The following is a 13,853-nucleotide window of genomic DNA, read 5'->3' on the forward strand; positions in this document are numbered from 1 at the left end:
TGCTCAGACTGCGGCACCCGCGACGACCTCACCTGCGACCACTCCCCCGAGGCATGGAAGCGCAAGGAACGCGGCCTCTCCATCCGCCTCGAGGACGTCGACGTCGTGTGTCGAGCGTGCAACTCCCGACGCGGCGCTGCACGAACCAGGGGGGAAGGGGCGGAAAAAAGTCAAGCGGGAGCCTATGACAAGTCAGAATGTGAGACACTATTTGAGAACGATTCTCGTCTAGGGGGTGCTGAGGCGTGAGAGCAGGCCCTAAGGGCAACATCGAGGCCGCGCCTCTCGACTTCTCGGGCTGGACTACGGCCCGTGCTGAGCGTCGCATCCGGTTCGTCGACGAGTACGTCGTGACGCCGAAGGGTGTCGGTGCTCTGGAGCCGATGCGCTTCCGTCCCTGGCAGCGTGAGATCGTCGCCGGCGCGTTCGCTGAGGGCATTCGTACCGCTCTCGTCTCGTTGCCGCGTGCGAACGGCAAGACCGCTCTGGCGGCTGCGCTGGCCGTGGCCGAGCTGTTCGTCGGCCCGCCCTCGGCTGAGGTGCTCGTCGTCGCCTCTGACCAGCGACAAGCGAACATCGCCTTGCGTATGGCGAAGCGGATGATCGAGCTCTCCCCCGAGCTTGCCGAGCGGGCGCAGGTCTTCAGCGACAAGATCGTCGTCCCCCACAACGACGCCACGATGATCGCGCTCCCGGCTGACCCTGGCGCGCTTCACGGGTGGGACCCGTCGCTGTTGATCGTGGACGAGCTTCACGTCGTCAGCGAAGCCGTGTGGGAGGCCGTGACGTCGGTGCAGGGCAAGCGGCCCGAGTCGACGACCCTGGCGATCTCCACGCCCTCCACGTCGCCTGACTGTGTGATGTGGCGTCTCATCGAGCACGGTCGCCGTGGCGATGACCCGGCGTTCTTCCTGCGAGAGTTCCAAGCGCCGGACGGGTGCGCCACCGACGACGAAGCGGCGTGGGCTGAGGCTAACCCTGCGCTCGATGACTTCCTGAGCCGTGACGGCCTCGCGTCCGCTCGTCGCACGCTGCGCGAGCCGGTGTTCCGTCAGCTGCGTCTCGGCCAGTGGGTCAGCGGTTCCGAGTCGTGGCTCCCGTTCGGTACGTGGGACTCCCTGGCGGACCCGGAACGGCGTGTGGAGAAGAACGCCCGCGTCGTCCTCGCGTTCGACGGTTCCGCGTCGGGTGACTCGACGGCCCTCATTGGCTGCACGGTCGGGGACGACCCGCACCTGTTCGTCGAGGGCTTGTGGGAGAACCCTGGCGACCCGCGCTGGCGTGTTCCGCGTGCGGACGTGAGCAACGCCGTCGACGTCGCCTTCCAGAAGTACGACGTGCTCGAGCTCGCCGCTGACCCGTGGGGCTGGAACTCTGAGATCGAGGCGTGGGCGGCGCGTCACGGTGAAAAGCGGGTGCTGATGTGGAACACCGCCGCCGCGAACCGCATGGCACCCGCGACCGATCGTCTCTACACGGCGACGCAAGAGCAGACCGTCACGCACGACGGCAACAAGGACCTGGCAGCGCACGTCGCGCACTGCATCGCCAAGCGAACACCGATGGGTGACCTCGTGAGCAAGGACAAGAAGGGCAGTCCCCGCAAGATCGACGCGGCTGTCGGAGCGATCATCGCGTTCGATCGGGCGTCATTCCACACCAACAAGCCGGCCAAGAGAAGGGCAGTGAGTTTCCGATGAACACCACCACGATCAAGACCCTGAGCGAGAAGCTGGACACGACCGTCCCGAAGCTCGCTGAGCTCGACGCCTACTGGAGCGGGCGGCAGCCCGCCGCGTTCCTGTCTACCGAGTCACGCGAGGCGCTGGGCGACCGGTTGCGCCGCGTGTCGGTGAACTTCCCCCGCCTCGCCGTCACGGCCCTGGCGGAACGTCTCGACCTGACCGGCTTTCGTACCGGTGGCGCGGACGCTGAGCCCGACGCTGACCTGTGGAACGTGTGGCGTCGCTGCGGGATGGAGGAAGCATCGGCGCAGGCTCACGTCGACGCTCTCGCCTACGGGCGTTCGTTCGTCATCGTGTGGGCTGACTCCGCCGGCGCTCCGGTTGTGACGGTCGAGAGCCCGCTGCAGGTGGCCGTTCTGCGCGACCCGGCGTCGCGTGAGGTGACGGCCGCGCTCAAGCGGTGGATCGACGGCAGCACGGCGCGGGCGGTCCTGTACGAGCGGGACTCGATCACGATGCTCGAGCATCCCGGCACGATGGTTGACGCGGCTGCGATGCCTTCGACGGGCTGGACGGTGACTGAGACGATCCCGAACCCGCTCGGCGTTGTCCCGGTCGTCCCGGTGGTGAACCGTGGTCGTCTGCTCGACGTTGACGGCGTGTCGGAGATGGCGGACATTCTTGACCTGACCGACGCGCTGAACAAGATCAACCTCGACATGCTCGTGACGTCGGAGTTCTACGCTCGCCCCCGCCGCTGGGCGACGGGCCTCGAGGTCGTCGAGGACGAGGACGGCAACCCGGTGAAGCCGTTCAGCGCCGCTCTCGATGACGTGTGGCAGTCGGAGGCAGCTGACACGAAGTTCGGGCAGTTCGACGCCGCTCGTCTCGACGGGTACGCCGACGCGGCCGCGCTCATCACGCAGCAGATCGGCGCTCTCACGGGCCTACCGCCGCACTACCTGGGATTGCACGGTGATCAGCCTGCGTCGGCGGACGCGATCCGCTCGGCCGAGGCTTCCCTTGTCGCTCGCGCGTATGCGCTGCACCGCACGTTCGGTACGGCGTGGGCGTCGGTCGCTCGTCTCATGCTCGCCGTCCGTGATGGTGTTGACCCTCGCACGCTGGACGTGGAGCCGATGTGGGCGAACCCGGAGACTCGCACGCCCGCGCAGGCGGCGGACGCGGCCGCGAAGCTCGTCGGCGTCGGCGTGCCCCTGTCGGTCGTCCTGGCTGACACGCTCGGCATGAGTCCCGAGCAGGTGGAGCGCGTCCGGGCCGCCCGTCGCGGTGACGCTCTCGACGCGGCTGCGGTCGATCTCGGGAAGCTGGCAGCGTCGTGACGTACCGCGAGCAGATTCGGGCGCTGGGCGAGCAGGCAGCCGAGCAGGTCACGGCGATCTTCACGTCGTGGCAGGAAGCACTGATCTCCACCGATGAAGCCGTCGACCTGTTGGCCACGTTCATCGCGGGCGCGAACTCGAGGGCGGTCGCTCTGGCTGACTTGTCTCTCGCGGCGACGCTCATGGAGCAGATGGGCGTCCCGGTGGCGACGTTGGGTCTCGTCCCTGACGCGCGGGACGTCGCCCGGTTGCACAAGGCCGCAGCGACGATCCTGAGCATCCCTGACGTCACCCTCGAGCGTGTGCAACGCCTCGCCCGGGCTGAGCCGATCGACGCGGCGTCTACGGCGTTCAGTGAGGGAATCAAGAAGTCGCCGCACGTCAAGGGCTGGGTTCGCTCGGTATCCAGCTCCGGGTGCCAACTGTGCGACTGGTGGCGGCGTGACGGGCAGGTGTGGCCCGCCGATCATCCGATGCCGACGCACAAGGGCTGCACCTGTAGCCAAGTACCTGTTGAGAAGGGGCGAGCATGACCAAGAAGCAGCTGACGGAGGAACCGATGACCGAGGACCTGACGACCGAGACCGACGAGCGCGACACGGCAGGTGGAAGAAATCTTCCACCTGAGATCGTCACCGAGGACGCCCCCGAGGACGTCGCTGCGGCTGACGCCCCCGAGGACGCCCCCGAGGACGTCGAGGGCGTCGACGTCGACGGATCAGATGATCCCTCCGACGCCGAGACGTTCCCCCGCGAGTACGTCGAGAAGCTGCGCAAGGAGGCCGCCGACGCCCGCGTGAAGGCGAAGCGCGCCGACGACCTGGCCGCACGGCTGCATACGGCTCTCGTGGCAGCGACGGGCCGCCTCGCTGACCCGTCAGACCTTCCGTTCGATGACGCTCACCTCGAGGACGCGGACGCGCTTAACGCGGCCGTCGATGCTCTTCTTGCCCGCAAGCCTCACCTCGCGTCACGTCGCCCGGTTGGCTCAATCGGGCAGGGTGCGACGGCTCCTGCCGATAGCGTCAGCCTCGCCGGGATCCTCCGGCACAACGCACAGTGAGAGGAACGGGCATGTCAAGTTACGAGAACATCTACGAGATTCTGAACGGCGGCGCCAGCAAGGGGTACATCGGCTTCGAACTCGACAAGCTCACGGTTGATCAGCGGATCGCCGCAGCCAACGTCGTGGCACTGGCCGCGATTGCTGAGGAGCTGGACAAGATCGCAGAACACGGTATCGGACAGTCCGAGCGCCGGTAGTTGAGAACGGTTCTCATATTGTGAGATAGTGAGGGGGACGGGCCTGGCGCTCGTCCCCTTCACTATTGGGCCTGGCGTCCAGCGTGATCGAAACCCGATTCTCACGTACAGGAGCCCCATCATGGCTGAATCCACCACCACGGCACCCGAGCTCACCCGCGAGCAGGTTCAGAACGTCCTCGTGAAGCCGCTCGAAACGGCGTCCATCTTCCTCGCCGCAGGCCCGCGCATCTTCGACTCGGCGTCGCCGGTTCGTATCCCCAAGCTCGGCGGCGCGACGAACCCCGACTGGATTGGCGAGAACGAGCAGATCACCGAGAAGGACGTCGACTTCGACGAGATTCAACTGCTCCCCTCGACCATGAAGTCCGTCAAGGTGATTACCCGCTACTCCAACGAGCTCGCCCGTCAGTCCGTCGTCAGCCTCGACGCGGCACTGCAGGAACGTCTCGTCACCGACGTCGCGTCCAAGATCGACACCCAGCTCCTCTCGGCCGGCGGTGACGGCGTGACGACCCCCAAGGGCCTCTTCGCTTACAGCGGCGTGCAGAACGTCGCCGTCGCCGGCAAGCTCACCCTCGACGCCCTCCTCGACGCCTGGGGCAAGGCACTCACCGCCAACGTGAACATGACCTCGCTCAAGTGGGTTATGACCCCCCGCGAGTTCGTCAGCCTCCGCAAGCTCAAGGACGGCGACGGCCGCTACATGCTCCAGCCCGACCCCACCCTCGACGGTGTTTTCCGCCTGTTCGGTGCTCCGGTCGTCGTCTCCGGTCGCGTGCCCGACACGGGCGGGTCGTCGTCCACGGGCCGCGCTGCGCTCGTCGACTTCTCGCAGATCGCCGTTGCCCGCGACGCCGCGCCGTCCGTGAAGGTTCTCACCGAGCGTTACGCCGACTTCGACCAGCAGGCGATCCGTGTTGTCGCTCGCTACGACGCGGCACCGATGAACCCGCAGGCGATCGTCACGCTCACGGGCATCACGCCGGCCTGATGGTCACCGGCCAGGACGTAGCCGACTTTCTCGGCCAGGGCGACGACACCGAGCTCGTCGCCCTGGCGGGGCAGTCCGTCACGATCATCACCGCGCTGGCGCGCTCGTACACGCGAGGGAACGGCTTCTCCGGCGTCGCAGCCGATGAGATCGACGCTGTGATCACGACCGCCACGGCGCGACTCGTCGCCAACCCTGAGCAGTTGCGCGTCACGGTCGGCGGCGTGCAGACAGACGGCTTCCAGGGGTGGACGCTTCCCGAGCTGTTCGTGCTGAACCGCTACCGCCGGCGGACGCGATGATCTTTCACACGAAGGTCACGACGACCGTTCCTGGCGGCCCATCGGGTGAATACGACGACTTCGGTAACGAGATCGTTCTACCGCCCCGGTCTGTCACCTTCCGGGGGGAGCTGCGGCCCCTGAGCGGTGCTGAGACCGACAACGGCAGCCGCGATCAGGTCATCACCCGGTTTCGTCTGTTCTACCCGCGCAAGCTGACGATGACGGCCACCAGCACCGTCACTGTCTCCGGCCTCGAGTACAAGGTCGTAGGGGAGCCCGAGCCGCATAGCGTCGGCGGACGGCTCCACCATTACGAGGTGCTGCTCGAGCGGGTCACCGGCTAGTCGGCGGCCGGGGTGGGATCAGGTGGGAAATCTTTCCCACCTCGCCGAGTGGGGAAATTCCCCAGTCGAGCCCTCCAGCGCCACCCCGACGGACCCCCGAGTTACTGCATGGCTCGCGGGTCCGTTGCTGTCCGCAAATAGTCCGCAGAACGTCTGAGAACGGCCCGATCTGGGCAGTAGTCGCCAGTAGGCAGGGTGGGCAGATTTGCCCGGAATGGCTGGGCAAACAGCGGTTGGCAGCACTCGCCAGAAACGGGCCGAAATGGCGCCGCCACAACCCGGCTTACAGGCCGACTCATCCCGCTACCCCCGGAATGCCGGGGGTTTTTGCGTTCCTAGGACGCCTCAGTCCGCAAATAGTCCGCAACGTTCCCGAGCGCAGCGTCGACGGCTTGTCGCGTGCGGTCCTCCGTGTTCGGCCACAGCCGGGCGTAGGTGTTCAAGGTCTCCTCCGCCGACTTGTGCCCGAGCCGGGCCTGAACGACCTTCACGGACTCGCCGTGCTCGATGAGCAGTGACGCGTAGTGATGACGCAGCGCGTGGAACGTGTACCCCTCAAGGCCGGCCTTTGTCGTCGCCGCCTGCCACAACGGCGAGAACGTGTTGCGACGCATCGTGGCGCCGCGAGAGCCCCTGAACAGTAGATCCTCGGGGCCGATCTCGTGCGCCTCGATGTGCGCTGAGAGCGCGTCGGCGACGACCTGGGGGAGGGGGATCACGCGATTCGACGAACGCGTCTTCGTCGGCCCGAACTCCGACGGCTTGCCGTTGCGCATGACGAGCTGACGGTCGATGACGATCTCGCGCTTGAGGAAGTTCACGCGATCCCGCGTCAGACCGAACGCCTCACCCTGGCGAAGACCGGTGCCGGCCGCGAGGATCACCAACGGCTTGAAGTGCTCCGGCGTCGCCTTGACCAGCGCGTGAACGTTCTCGACCGTCAGGACGTCCTTGGGGTCGACCGTCTCGTCGGCGACCTCCGGCATCTTGATACCGATGCATGGCGTCCGGGCGACCTCGCGAGCCGCGACGGCGGCCTTGAAGATCGTCGCCACGTAGGAGTAGGTGAGCGTGACCGTCGCAGGTTTGTAGGTCTCGGACAGCTCGGCCACCATCGCCGCGATGTCATCCGAGCGGATCGACCGCACCTTCTTGTCGCCGATGCGCGGGTAGACGCGCTTCTCGAGCGAGACACGCACCGCGTCAGCCGTCGCCGGCCGGTGATGCACCTGCAGGGCGCGCCACTGCTCGGCGTACTCCTTGAACGTCATCCGGCCCGCGTTCGGGCTCACGAACATGCCCGTGAGCATGAGGGCGCGGTTCTCGTCGAGCCACCGCTGACCATCGAGCTTGCGGTCAAAGTGCCGGGCGTACTCCTTGCCGTCCTCGTCACGGAACCGGGCGCGCCACTTGCCGTTCGGGCGCCGGGTGATGCTGCTACTCGGCATTGTCGTCCATCGCAGCCTTGAGGTATTCCAGCGACCCCGCTTCGAGCAAGCGGTGTAGATCGGGGCGCTCTCGCTCGATGAATCTGCGGATCGTCATAACCTCGCCGATCACGCTAAGGCCGCCCCGTGAATCCTGTTCGTCCGGCAGGCCGCCATGGGTCATAAGCGTTCGTCTGGCCCCGTGAATTCGCTGCCAGTGGGTAGTAGCGAATAGCACCCAGGCAAGCGCCCAGGACTCTGCGGCTGATAGGTGGTCGAGGAGTTCGCGCCTGTAGCCGTCCGGGAAAACTACGTAGAAGGTGGCCTCGATGTCTTCCTCGAGTTCCGCCAGGTAATCATCCACTCCGGCGCCTGCCCGTGCAAAGGTCCGCCTCAGTCGTTCCACGGCATAGCGGGCCGACTGCACGTCAGCCCGAGCGCTTGCAGATGCCATGGAGTCCAGGGGGACTCCGAGCAAATCAGCTATAGCGAACCCCTCATTCAGACGCACGGGGCGCTTCCCGTCCTCAATTCGCTGGACCGTCTGTTGATGAAAGGCGAGGTCGTAGCGCGTCTTGAGCGCCTTCGCCAGGTCGCGTTGCGTCAAACCCGCAGCTCGGCGCAGCTGCTCCATCTGCTGCCGGAAGCTGTCCTCCCAGGGGGTCAGGAGCATCGGTTCGGTGCTGGCTTCGTTGTCTGTCACCGTCCCAGGCTACATCGATTTGTTACTCGCGAGAATCGCCGTGCTTGCGCGTGAGGGCCTGGTCGTGTAAACATTATTTTGTCAGCGGCGGATAGCGCCCTGTTGTGAAGGAGCAGGAATGAACGACCTGAGAACGCTTGACGAGGTGGCCGCGTACCTGCGGAAGACGCCCAGCCAGATGCGCTGGCTCAGATATGCAGGAACCGGCCCCAGGTCGGCCAAGATCGGCGGCCGCGTGATGTACCGGCAGCGTGACGTCGACGCCTGGCTCGACGCCCAGTTCGAGAACGACCCCGCCAACACCGCCGCCTGACGCGGCGCCACGAAGGAGAACGAAGCATGAGCACCATCGACGACGTGCTCGCGGCCGAGGAAGCCGTCGAGAGCATCACGCAGTTCAAGGTCACGAACCCCAAGTGGTCGGTGGAGGTCTTCCACCTCTCCGACGAAGCACCGGACGTGTTCCACGTCGACGTTCAGACGCATGACGTGTTTCGCGCCGAGGACATGCCCGCGTTCGCGGATGCGGTCACCGGGGCGCTGGCGCACCTGCAGAAAGCGGGTGGGCTCCGTGTGTAACTCAACAAAAACGAACACCGCCGAGTTGCAGCTCGACGGCGTTCGAAGCGGCGATCACCTGGAGGGCAATGCCGTGCACCAGATTAACGAACCCAACAACGGGCAACAGACGTGGTGGCGAGACGCTGAGATCATCCTAGCGGCTCGCGCGGCGTCCGGGGCACCGTTCACCGCCGACGACCTGCGAGCCGACGGCCTCGACGAACCGGTGAAGCCCGCCTACTGGGGAATGCTCTTCCAGCAGGCGCAAGCGCACGGCGTCATCGTCTCCGTCGGTGTGATGAACTCCCGCCGCCGGCAGCGTCGAGGTTCCCTAGGCCGCGTCTGGGTCGGTGCCACGGGCGAGGGAATCGCCGCCTGATGCCGAGCGTCACGACCACGGTCCCGGGTTCTGGCTCGGGACTGTGGTGGCGGTCCAAGTGGATGGAGAGCATCTACACCGCCGACGACCTGAAGCCGCTCGAGGTGCTCGTCGCCACCGTCTACGCCGATCACGCCCACGACAAGCGGGTCTCGTGGGTCACTGGTGAGCGCCTTCGACAGCGGACCAAGCTGTCGAAGGACGCCGCGCACCGTGCCCTCAAGGGCCTCGAGACCAAGGGTTATCTCGTGGCAGTCGAGCGCAGGCCGAGGCGTCCCACGACGTACGGCCTCGTGATCCCTGAGCACCGCCTTGGTACGCCAGACGTACTAGCCGCTGGTACGGGAGACGTACTAACAGCTCCTCCACTGGTACGGGAGGCGGACCAGCTGGTACGGGAGACGGACTCAACTGGTACGGGAGACGTACTCCATCCCAGTACATATCCCAGTTCTCCATCCCATGCGCTCGCCCTGGCCGATGACGGCGACGCTCACGCGCACCAAGACCGCGACGCGACGGCGGCCCAGCATCGATGCGATCTGGGATGGATCAACAACTCCGACGGCACCGTGAGCAAGTGCCCGACCTGTAAGTCAGCGAGGAACGCAGCATGACCATGACCCCGTGCCTCGAGTGTGGTGAACCCTCGAACGGCCCACGATGTGACGAGCACCGACGACCAGCGGTCTCCCGACCATCACGAGCAGCAGGCTATGACACGGCCTGGGATCGACTCAGCCGACGAGCACGCAAGCTCCAGCCGTTCTGCTCAGACTGCGGCACCCGCGACGACCTCACCTGCGACCACTCCCCCGAGGCATGGAAGCGCAAGGAACGCGGCCTCTCCATCCGCCTCGAGGACGTCGACGTCGTGTGTCGAGCGTGCAACTCCCGACGCGGCGCTGCACGAACCAGGGGGGAAGGGGCGGAAAAAAGTCAAGCGGGAGCCTATGACAAGTCAGAATGTGAGACACTATTTGAGAACGATTCTCGTCTAGGGGGTGCTGAGGCGTGAGAGCAGGCCCTAAGGGCAACATCGAGGCCGCGCCTCTCGACTTCTCGGGCTGGACTACGGCCCGTGCTGAGCGTCGCATCCGGTTCGTCGACGAGTACGTCGTGACGCCGAAGGGTGTCGGTGCTCTGGAGCCGATGCGCTTCCGTCCCTGGCAGCGTGAGATCGTCGCCGGCGCGTTCGCTGAGGGCATTCGTACCGCTCTCGTCTCGTTGCCGCGTGCGAACGGCAAGACCGCTCTGGCGGCTGCGCTGGCCGTGGCCGAGCTGTTCGTCGGCCCGCCCTCGGCTGAGGTGCTCGTCGTCGCCTCTGACCAGCGACAAGCGAACATCGCCTTGCGTATGGCGAAGCGGATGATCGAGCTCTCCCCCGAGCTTGCCGAGCGGGCGCAGGTCTTCAGCGACAAGATCGTCGTCCCCCACAACGACGCCACGATGATCGCGCTCCCGGCTGACCCTGGCGCGCTTCACGGGTGGGACCCGTCGCTGTTGATCGTGGACGAGCTTCACGTCGTCAGCGAAGCCGTGTGGGAGGCCGTGACGTCGGTGCAGGGCAAGCGGCCCGAGTCGACGACCCTGGCGATCTCCACGCCCTCCACGTCGCCTGACTGTGTGATGTGGCGTCTCATCGAGCACGGTCGCCGTGGCGATGACCCGGCGTTCTTCCTGCGAGAGTTCCAAGCGCCGGACGGGTGCGCCACCGACGACGAAGCGGCGTGGGCTGAGGCTAACCCTGCGCTCGATGACTTCCTGAGCCGTGACGGCCTCGCGTCCGCTCGTCGCACGCTGCGCGAGCCGGTGTTCCGTCAGCTGCGTCTCGGCCAGTGGGTCAGCGGTTCCGAGTCGTGGCTCCCGTTCGGTACGTGGGACTCCCTGGCGGACCCGGAACGGCGTGTGGAGAAGAACGCCCGCGTCGTCCTCGCGTTCGACGGTTCCGCGTCGGGTGACTCGACGGCCCTCATTGGCTGCACGGTCGGGGACGACCCGCACCTGTTCGTCGAGGGCTTGTGGGAGAACCCTGGCGACCCGCGCTGGCGTGTTCCGCGTGCGGACGTGAGCAACGCCGTCGACGTCGCCTTCCAGAAGTACGACGTGCTCGAGCTCGCCGCTGACCCGTGGGGCTGGAACTCTGAGATCGAGGCGTGGGCGGCGCGTCACGGTGAAAAGCGGGTGCTGATGTGGAACACCGCCGCCGCGAACCGCATGGCACCCGCGACCGATCGTCTCTACACGGCGACGCAAGAGCAGACCGTCACGCACGACGGCAACAAGGACCTGGCAGCGCACGTCGCGCACTGCATCGCCAAGCGAACACCGATGGGTGACCTCGTGAGCAAGGACAAGAAGGGCAGTCCCCGCAAGATCGACGCGGCTGTCGGAGCGATCATCGCGTTCGATCGGGCGTCATTCCACACCAACAAGCCGGCCAAGAGAAGGGCAGTGAGTTTCCGATGAACACCACCACGATCAAGACCCTGAGCGAGAAGCTGGACACGACCGTCCCGAAGCTCGCTGAGCTCGACGCCTACTGGAGCGGGCGGCAGCCCGCCGCGTTCCTGTCTACCGAGTCACGCGAGGCGCTGGGCGACCGGTTGCGCCGCGTGTCGGTGAACTTCCCCCGCCTCGCCGTCACGGCCCTGGCGGAACGTCTCGACCTGACCGGCTTTCGTACCGGTGGCGCGGACGCTGAGCCCGACGCTGACCTGTGGAACGTGTGGCGTCGCTGCGGGATGGAGGAAGCATCGGCGCAGGCTCACGTCGACGCTCTCGCCTACGGGCGTTCGTTCGTCATCGTGTGGGCTGACTCCGCCGGCGCTCCGGTTGTGACGGTCGAGAGCCCGCTGCAGGTGGCCGTTCTGCGCGACCCGGCGTCGCGTGAGGTGACGGCCGCGCTCAAGCGGTGGATCGACGGCAGCACGGCGCGGGCGGTCCTGTACGAGCGGGACTCGATCACGATGCTCGAGCATCCCGGCACGATGGTTGACGCGGCTGCGATGCCTTCGACGGGCTGGACGGTGACTGAGACGATCCCGAACCCGCTCGGCGTTGTCCCGGTCGTCCCGGTGGTGAACCGTGGTCGTCTGCTCGACGTTGACGGCGTGTCGGAGATGGCGGACATTCTTGACCTGACCGACGCGCTGAACAAGATCAACCTCGACATGCTCGTGACGTCGGAGTTCTACGCTCGCCCCCGCCGCTGGGCGACGGGCCTCGAGGTCGTCGAGGACGAGGACGGCAACCCGGTGAAGCCGTTCAGCGCCGCTCTCGATGACGTGTGGCAGTCGGAGGCAGCTGACACGAAGTTCGGGCAGTTCGACGCCGCTCGTCTCGACGGGTACGCCGACGCGGCCGCGCTCATCACGCAGCAGATCGGCGCTCTCACGGGCCTACCGCCGCACTACCTGGGATTGCACGGTGATCAGCCTGCGTCGGCGGACGCGATCCGCTCGGCCGAGGCTTCCCTTGTCGCTCGCGCGTATGCGCTGCACCGCACGTTCGGTACGGCGTGGGCGTCGGTCGCTCGTCTCATGCTCGCCGTCCGTGATGGTGTTGACCCTCGCACGCTGGACGTGGAGCCGATGTGGGCGAACCCGGAGACTCGCACGCCCGCGCAGGCGGCGGACGCGGCCGCGAAGCTCGTCGGCGTCGGCGTGCCCCTGTCGGTCGTCCTGGCTGACACGCTCGGCATGAGTCCCGAGCAGGTGGAGCGCGTCCGGGCCGCCCGTCGCGGTGACGCTCTCGACGCGGCTGCGGTCGATCTCGGGAAGCTGGCAGCGTCGTGACGTACCGCGAGCAGATTCGGGCGCTGGGCGAGCAGGCAGCCGAGCAGGTCACGGCGATCTTCACGTCGTGGCAGGAAGCACTGATCTCCACCGATGAAGCCGTCGACCTGTTGGCCACGTTCATCGCGGGCGCGAACTCGAGGGCGGTCGCTCTGGCTGACTTGTCTCTCGCGGCGACGCTCATGGAGCAGATGGGCGTCCCGGTGGCGACGTTGGGTCTCGTCCCTGACGCGCGGGACGTCGCCCGGTTGCACAAGGCCGCAGCGACGATCCTGAGCATCCCTGACGTCACCCTCGAGCGTGTGCAACGCCTCGCCCGGGCTGAGCCGATCGACGCGGCGTCTACGGCGTTCAGTGAGGGAATCAAGAAGTCGCCGCACGTCAAGGGCTGGGTTCGCTCGGTATCCAGCTCCGGGTGCCAACTGTGCGACTGGTGGCGGCGTGACGGGCAGGTGTGGCCCGCCGATCATCCGATGCCGACGCACAAGGGCTGCACCTGTAGCCAAGTACCTGTTGAGAAGGGGCGAGCATGACCAAGAAGCAGCTGACGGAGGAACCGATGACCGAGGACCTGACGACCGAGACCGACGAGCGCGACACGGCAGGTGGAAGAAATCTTCCACCTGAGATCGTCACCGAGGACGCCCCCGAGGACGTCGCTGCGGCTGACGCCCCCGAGGACGCCCCCGAGGACGTCGAGGGCGTCGACGTCGACGGATCAGATGATCCCTCCGACGCCGAGACGTTCCCCCGCGAGTACGTCGAGAAGCTGCGCAAGGAGGCCGCCGACGCCCGCGTGAAGGCGAAGCGCGCCGACGACCTGGCCGCACGGCTGCATACGGCTCTCGTGGCAGCGACGGGCCGCCTCGCTGACCCGTCAGACCTTCCGTTCGATGACGCTCACCTCGAGGACGCGGACGCGCTTAACGCGGCCGTCGATGCTCTTCTTGCCCGCAAGCCTCACCTCGCGTCACGTCGCCCGGTTGGCTCAATCGGGCAGGGTGCGACGGCTCCTGCCGATAGCGTCAGCCTCGCCGGGATCCTCCGGCACAACGCACAGTGAGAGGAACGGG

Annotated in this window: 18 protein-coding genes; 16 read left to right on the forward strand and 2 right to left on the reverse strand. The window is 66.5% G+C overall.

Annotated features, from left to right (window positions below; genetic code table 11):
* Positions 1 to 245: 245 nt before the first annotated feature.
* From DYE07_RS00575 to DYE07_RS00610, 8 genes are all read left to right on the forward strand, one after another.
* Positions 246 to 1,700, forward strand: a complete 1,455-nt coding sequence (locus DYE07_RS00575) for a terminase large subunit domain-containing protein (protein ID WP_115296106.1) — start codon at positions 246 to 248, stop codon at positions 1,698 to 1,700.
* On the forward strand, positions 1,697 to 3,028 hold the full coding sequence (locus tag DYE07_RS00580; RefSeq protein ID WP_115296107.1) for a phage portal protein: 1,332 nt from the start codon (positions 1,697 to 1,699) through the stop codon (positions 3,026 to 3,028). The genes DYE07_RS00575 and DYE07_RS00580 overlap by 4 nt, the downstream gene beginning before the upstream one ends.
* Positions 3,025 to 3,561: a hypothetical protein gene (locus tag DYE07_RS00585; protein ID WP_115296108.1), complete on the forward strand. Its 537-nt coding sequence runs from the start codon at positions 3,025 to 3,027 to the stop codon at positions 3,559 to 3,561. The genes DYE07_RS00580 and DYE07_RS00585 overlap by 4 nt, the downstream gene beginning before the upstream one ends.
* Positions 3,558 to 4,091, forward strand: a complete 534-nt coding sequence (locus tag DYE07_RS14870) for a hypothetical protein (RefSeq protein WP_174897343.1) — start codon at positions 3,558 to 3,560, stop codon at positions 4,089 to 4,091. Before DYE07_RS00585 ends, DYE07_RS14870 begins: the two co-directional genes overlap by 4 nt.
* A gap of 11 nt (positions 4,092 to 4,102) precedes the next feature.
* On the forward strand, positions 4,103 to 4,291 hold the full coding sequence (locus tag DYE07_RS00595) for a hypothetical protein (RefSeq protein ID WP_115296109.1): 189 nt from the start codon (positions 4,103 to 4,105) through the stop codon (positions 4,289 to 4,291).
* Between the two features lie 121 nt (positions 4,292 to 4,412).
* On the forward strand, positions 4,413 to 5,285 hold the full coding sequence (locus tag DYE07_RS00600) for a phage major capsid protein (RefSeq protein WP_115296110.1): 873 nt from the start codon (positions 4,413 to 4,415) through the stop codon (positions 5,283 to 5,285).
* On the forward strand, positions 5,285 to 5,587 hold the full coding sequence (locus tag DYE07_RS00605) for a hypothetical protein (protein ID WP_115296111.1): 303 nt from the start codon (positions 5,285 to 5,287) through the stop codon (positions 5,585 to 5,587). Before DYE07_RS00600 ends, DYE07_RS00605 begins: the two co-directional genes overlap by 1 nt.
* Entirely contained in the window at positions 5,584 to 5,913 is a 330-nt protein-coding gene (locus DYE07_RS00610; protein WP_115296112.1) for a hypothetical protein, read from the forward strand. Before DYE07_RS00605 ends, DYE07_RS00610 begins: the two co-directional genes overlap by 4 nt.
* A gap of 335 nt (positions 5,914 to 6,248) precedes the next feature.
* Here DYE07_RS00610 and DYE07_RS00615 read toward each other — a convergent pair whose 3' ends face one another.
* Positions 6,249 to 7,361 carry a tyrosine-type recombinase/integrase gene (locus tag DYE07_RS00615; RefSeq protein WP_115296100.1) on the reverse strand — a complete coding sequence of 371 codons (1,113 nt, stop codon included), beginning with the start codon at positions 7,359 to 7,361 and terminating at the stop codon, positions 6,249 to 6,251.
* Positions 7,351 to 8,043, reverse strand: a complete 693-nt coding sequence (locus tag DYE07_RS00620) for a helix-turn-helix transcriptional regulator (RefSeq protein WP_147286873.1) — start codon at positions 8,041 to 8,043, stop codon at positions 7,351 to 7,353. Before DYE07_RS00620 ends, DYE07_RS00615 begins: the two co-directional genes overlap by 11 nt.
* A gap of 118 nt (positions 8,044 to 8,161) precedes the next feature.
* On the opposite strand from DYE07_RS00620, the gene DYE07_RS00625 reads away from it, so the two are divergent.
* From DYE07_RS00625 to DYE07_RS14875, 8 genes are all read left to right on the forward strand, one after another.
* Positions 8,162 to 8,356, forward strand: a complete 195-nt coding sequence (locus tag DYE07_RS00625; RefSeq protein WP_115296102.1) for a helix-turn-helix transcriptional regulator — start codon at positions 8,162 to 8,164, stop codon at positions 8,354 to 8,356.
* A gap of 26 nt (positions 8,357 to 8,382) precedes the next feature.
* A complete protein-coding gene (locus DYE07_RS00630; protein WP_115296103.1) occupies positions 8,383 to 8,622 on the forward strand; it encodes a hypothetical protein in 240 nt (79 codons plus the stop codon).
* A 25-nt stretch (positions 8,623 to 8,647) separates the two neighbouring features.
* Complete coding sequence (locus DYE07_RS00635) at positions 8,648 to 8,983, forward strand: hypothetical protein (protein ID WP_115296104.1); 336 nt, start codon at positions 8,648 to 8,650, stop codon at positions 8,981 to 8,983.
* Between the two features lie 62 nt (positions 8,984 to 9,045).
* Positions 9,046 to 9,600 (forward strand): helix-turn-helix domain-containing protein, encoded by a 555-nt coding sequence (locus DYE07_RS00640; protein ID WP_147286874.1) that lies wholly within the window; start codon positions 9,046 to 9,048, stop codon positions 9,598 to 9,600.
* Between the two features lie 397 nt (positions 9,601 to 9,997).
* Positions 9,998 to 11,452 carry a terminase large subunit domain-containing protein gene (locus DYE07_RS00645; protein WP_115296106.1) on the forward strand — a complete coding sequence of 485 codons (1,455 nt, stop codon included), beginning with the start codon at positions 9,998 to 10,000 and terminating at the stop codon, positions 11,450 to 11,452.
* On the forward strand, positions 11,449 to 12,780 hold the full coding sequence (locus tag DYE07_RS00650) for a phage portal protein (RefSeq protein WP_115296107.1): 1,332 nt from the start codon (positions 11,449 to 11,451) through the stop codon (positions 12,778 to 12,780). Before DYE07_RS00645 ends, DYE07_RS00650 begins: the two co-directional genes overlap by 4 nt.
* Positions 12,777 to 13,313 (forward strand): hypothetical protein, encoded by a 537-nt coding sequence (locus DYE07_RS00655; RefSeq protein ID WP_115296108.1) that lies wholly within the window; start codon positions 12,777 to 12,779, stop codon positions 13,311 to 13,313. The genes DYE07_RS00650 and DYE07_RS00655 overlap by 4 nt, the downstream gene beginning before the upstream one ends.
* On the forward strand, positions 13,310 to 13,843 hold the full coding sequence (locus DYE07_RS14875) for a hypothetical protein (protein ID WP_174897343.1): 534 nt from the start codon (positions 13,310 to 13,312) through the stop codon (positions 13,841 to 13,843). Before DYE07_RS00655 ends, DYE07_RS14875 begins: the two co-directional genes overlap by 4 nt.
* Positions 13,844 to 13,853: the final 10 nt, after the last annotated feature.

The organism is Dermacoccus nishinomiyaensis (assembly GCF_900447535.1).
Taxonomy (GTDB): domain Bacteria; phylum Actinomycetota; class Actinomycetes; order Actinomycetales; family Dermatophilaceae; genus Dermacoccus; species Dermacoccus nishinomiyaensis.

What these genes read in the sequence shown, in the direction of transcription:
- DYE07_RS00580 (WP_115296107.1), top strand. Translation starts at nt 1,697, where the DNA reads ATGAACACCACCACGATCAAGACCCTGAGCGAGAAGCTGGACACGACC.
- DYE07_RS14870 (WP_174897343.1), top strand. Translation starts at nt 3,558, where the DNA reads ATGACCAAGAAGCAGCTGACGGAGGAACCGATGACCGAGGACCTGACG.
- DYE07_RS00595 (WP_115296109.1), top strand. Translation starts at nt 4,103, where the DNA reads ATGTCAAGTTACGAGAACATCTACGAGATTCTGAACGGCGGCGCCAGC.
- DYE07_RS00600 (WP_115296110.1), top strand. Translation starts at nt 4,413, where the DNA reads ATGGCTGAATCCACCACCACGGCACCCGAGCTCACCCGCGAGCAGGTT.
- DYE07_RS00605 (WP_115296111.1), top strand. Translation starts at nt 5,285, where the DNA reads ATGGTCACCGGCCAGGACGTAGCCGACTTTCTCGGCCAGGGCGACGAC.
- DYE07_RS00610 (WP_115296112.1), top strand. Translation starts at nt 5,584, where the DNA reads ATGATCTTTCACACGAAGGTCACGACGACCGTTCCTGGCGGCCCATCG.
- DYE07_RS00615 (WP_115296100.1), bottom strand. Translation starts at nt 7,361, where the DNA reads ATGCCGAGTAGCAGCATCACCCGGCGCCCGAACGGCAAGTGGCGCGCC.
- DYE07_RS00625 (WP_115296102.1), top strand. Translation starts at nt 8,162, where the DNA reads ATGAACGACCTGAGAACGCTTGACGAGGTGGCCGCGTACCTGCGGAAG.
- DYE07_RS00630 (WP_115296103.1), top strand. Translation starts at nt 8,383, where the DNA reads ATGAGCACCATCGACGACGTGCTCGCGGCCGAGGAAGCCGTCGAGAGC.
- DYE07_RS00640 (WP_147286874.1), top strand. Translation starts at nt 9,046, where the DNA reads ATGGAGAGCATCTACACCGCCGACGACCTGAAGCCGCTCGAGGTGCTC.
- DYE07_RS00650 (WP_115296107.1), top strand. Translation starts at nt 11,449, where the DNA reads ATGAACACCACCACGATCAAGACCCTGAGCGAGAAGCTGGACACGACC.
- DYE07_RS14875 (WP_174897343.1), top strand. Translation starts at nt 13,310, where the DNA reads ATGACCAAGAAGCAGCTGACGGAGGAACCGATGACCGAGGACCTGACG.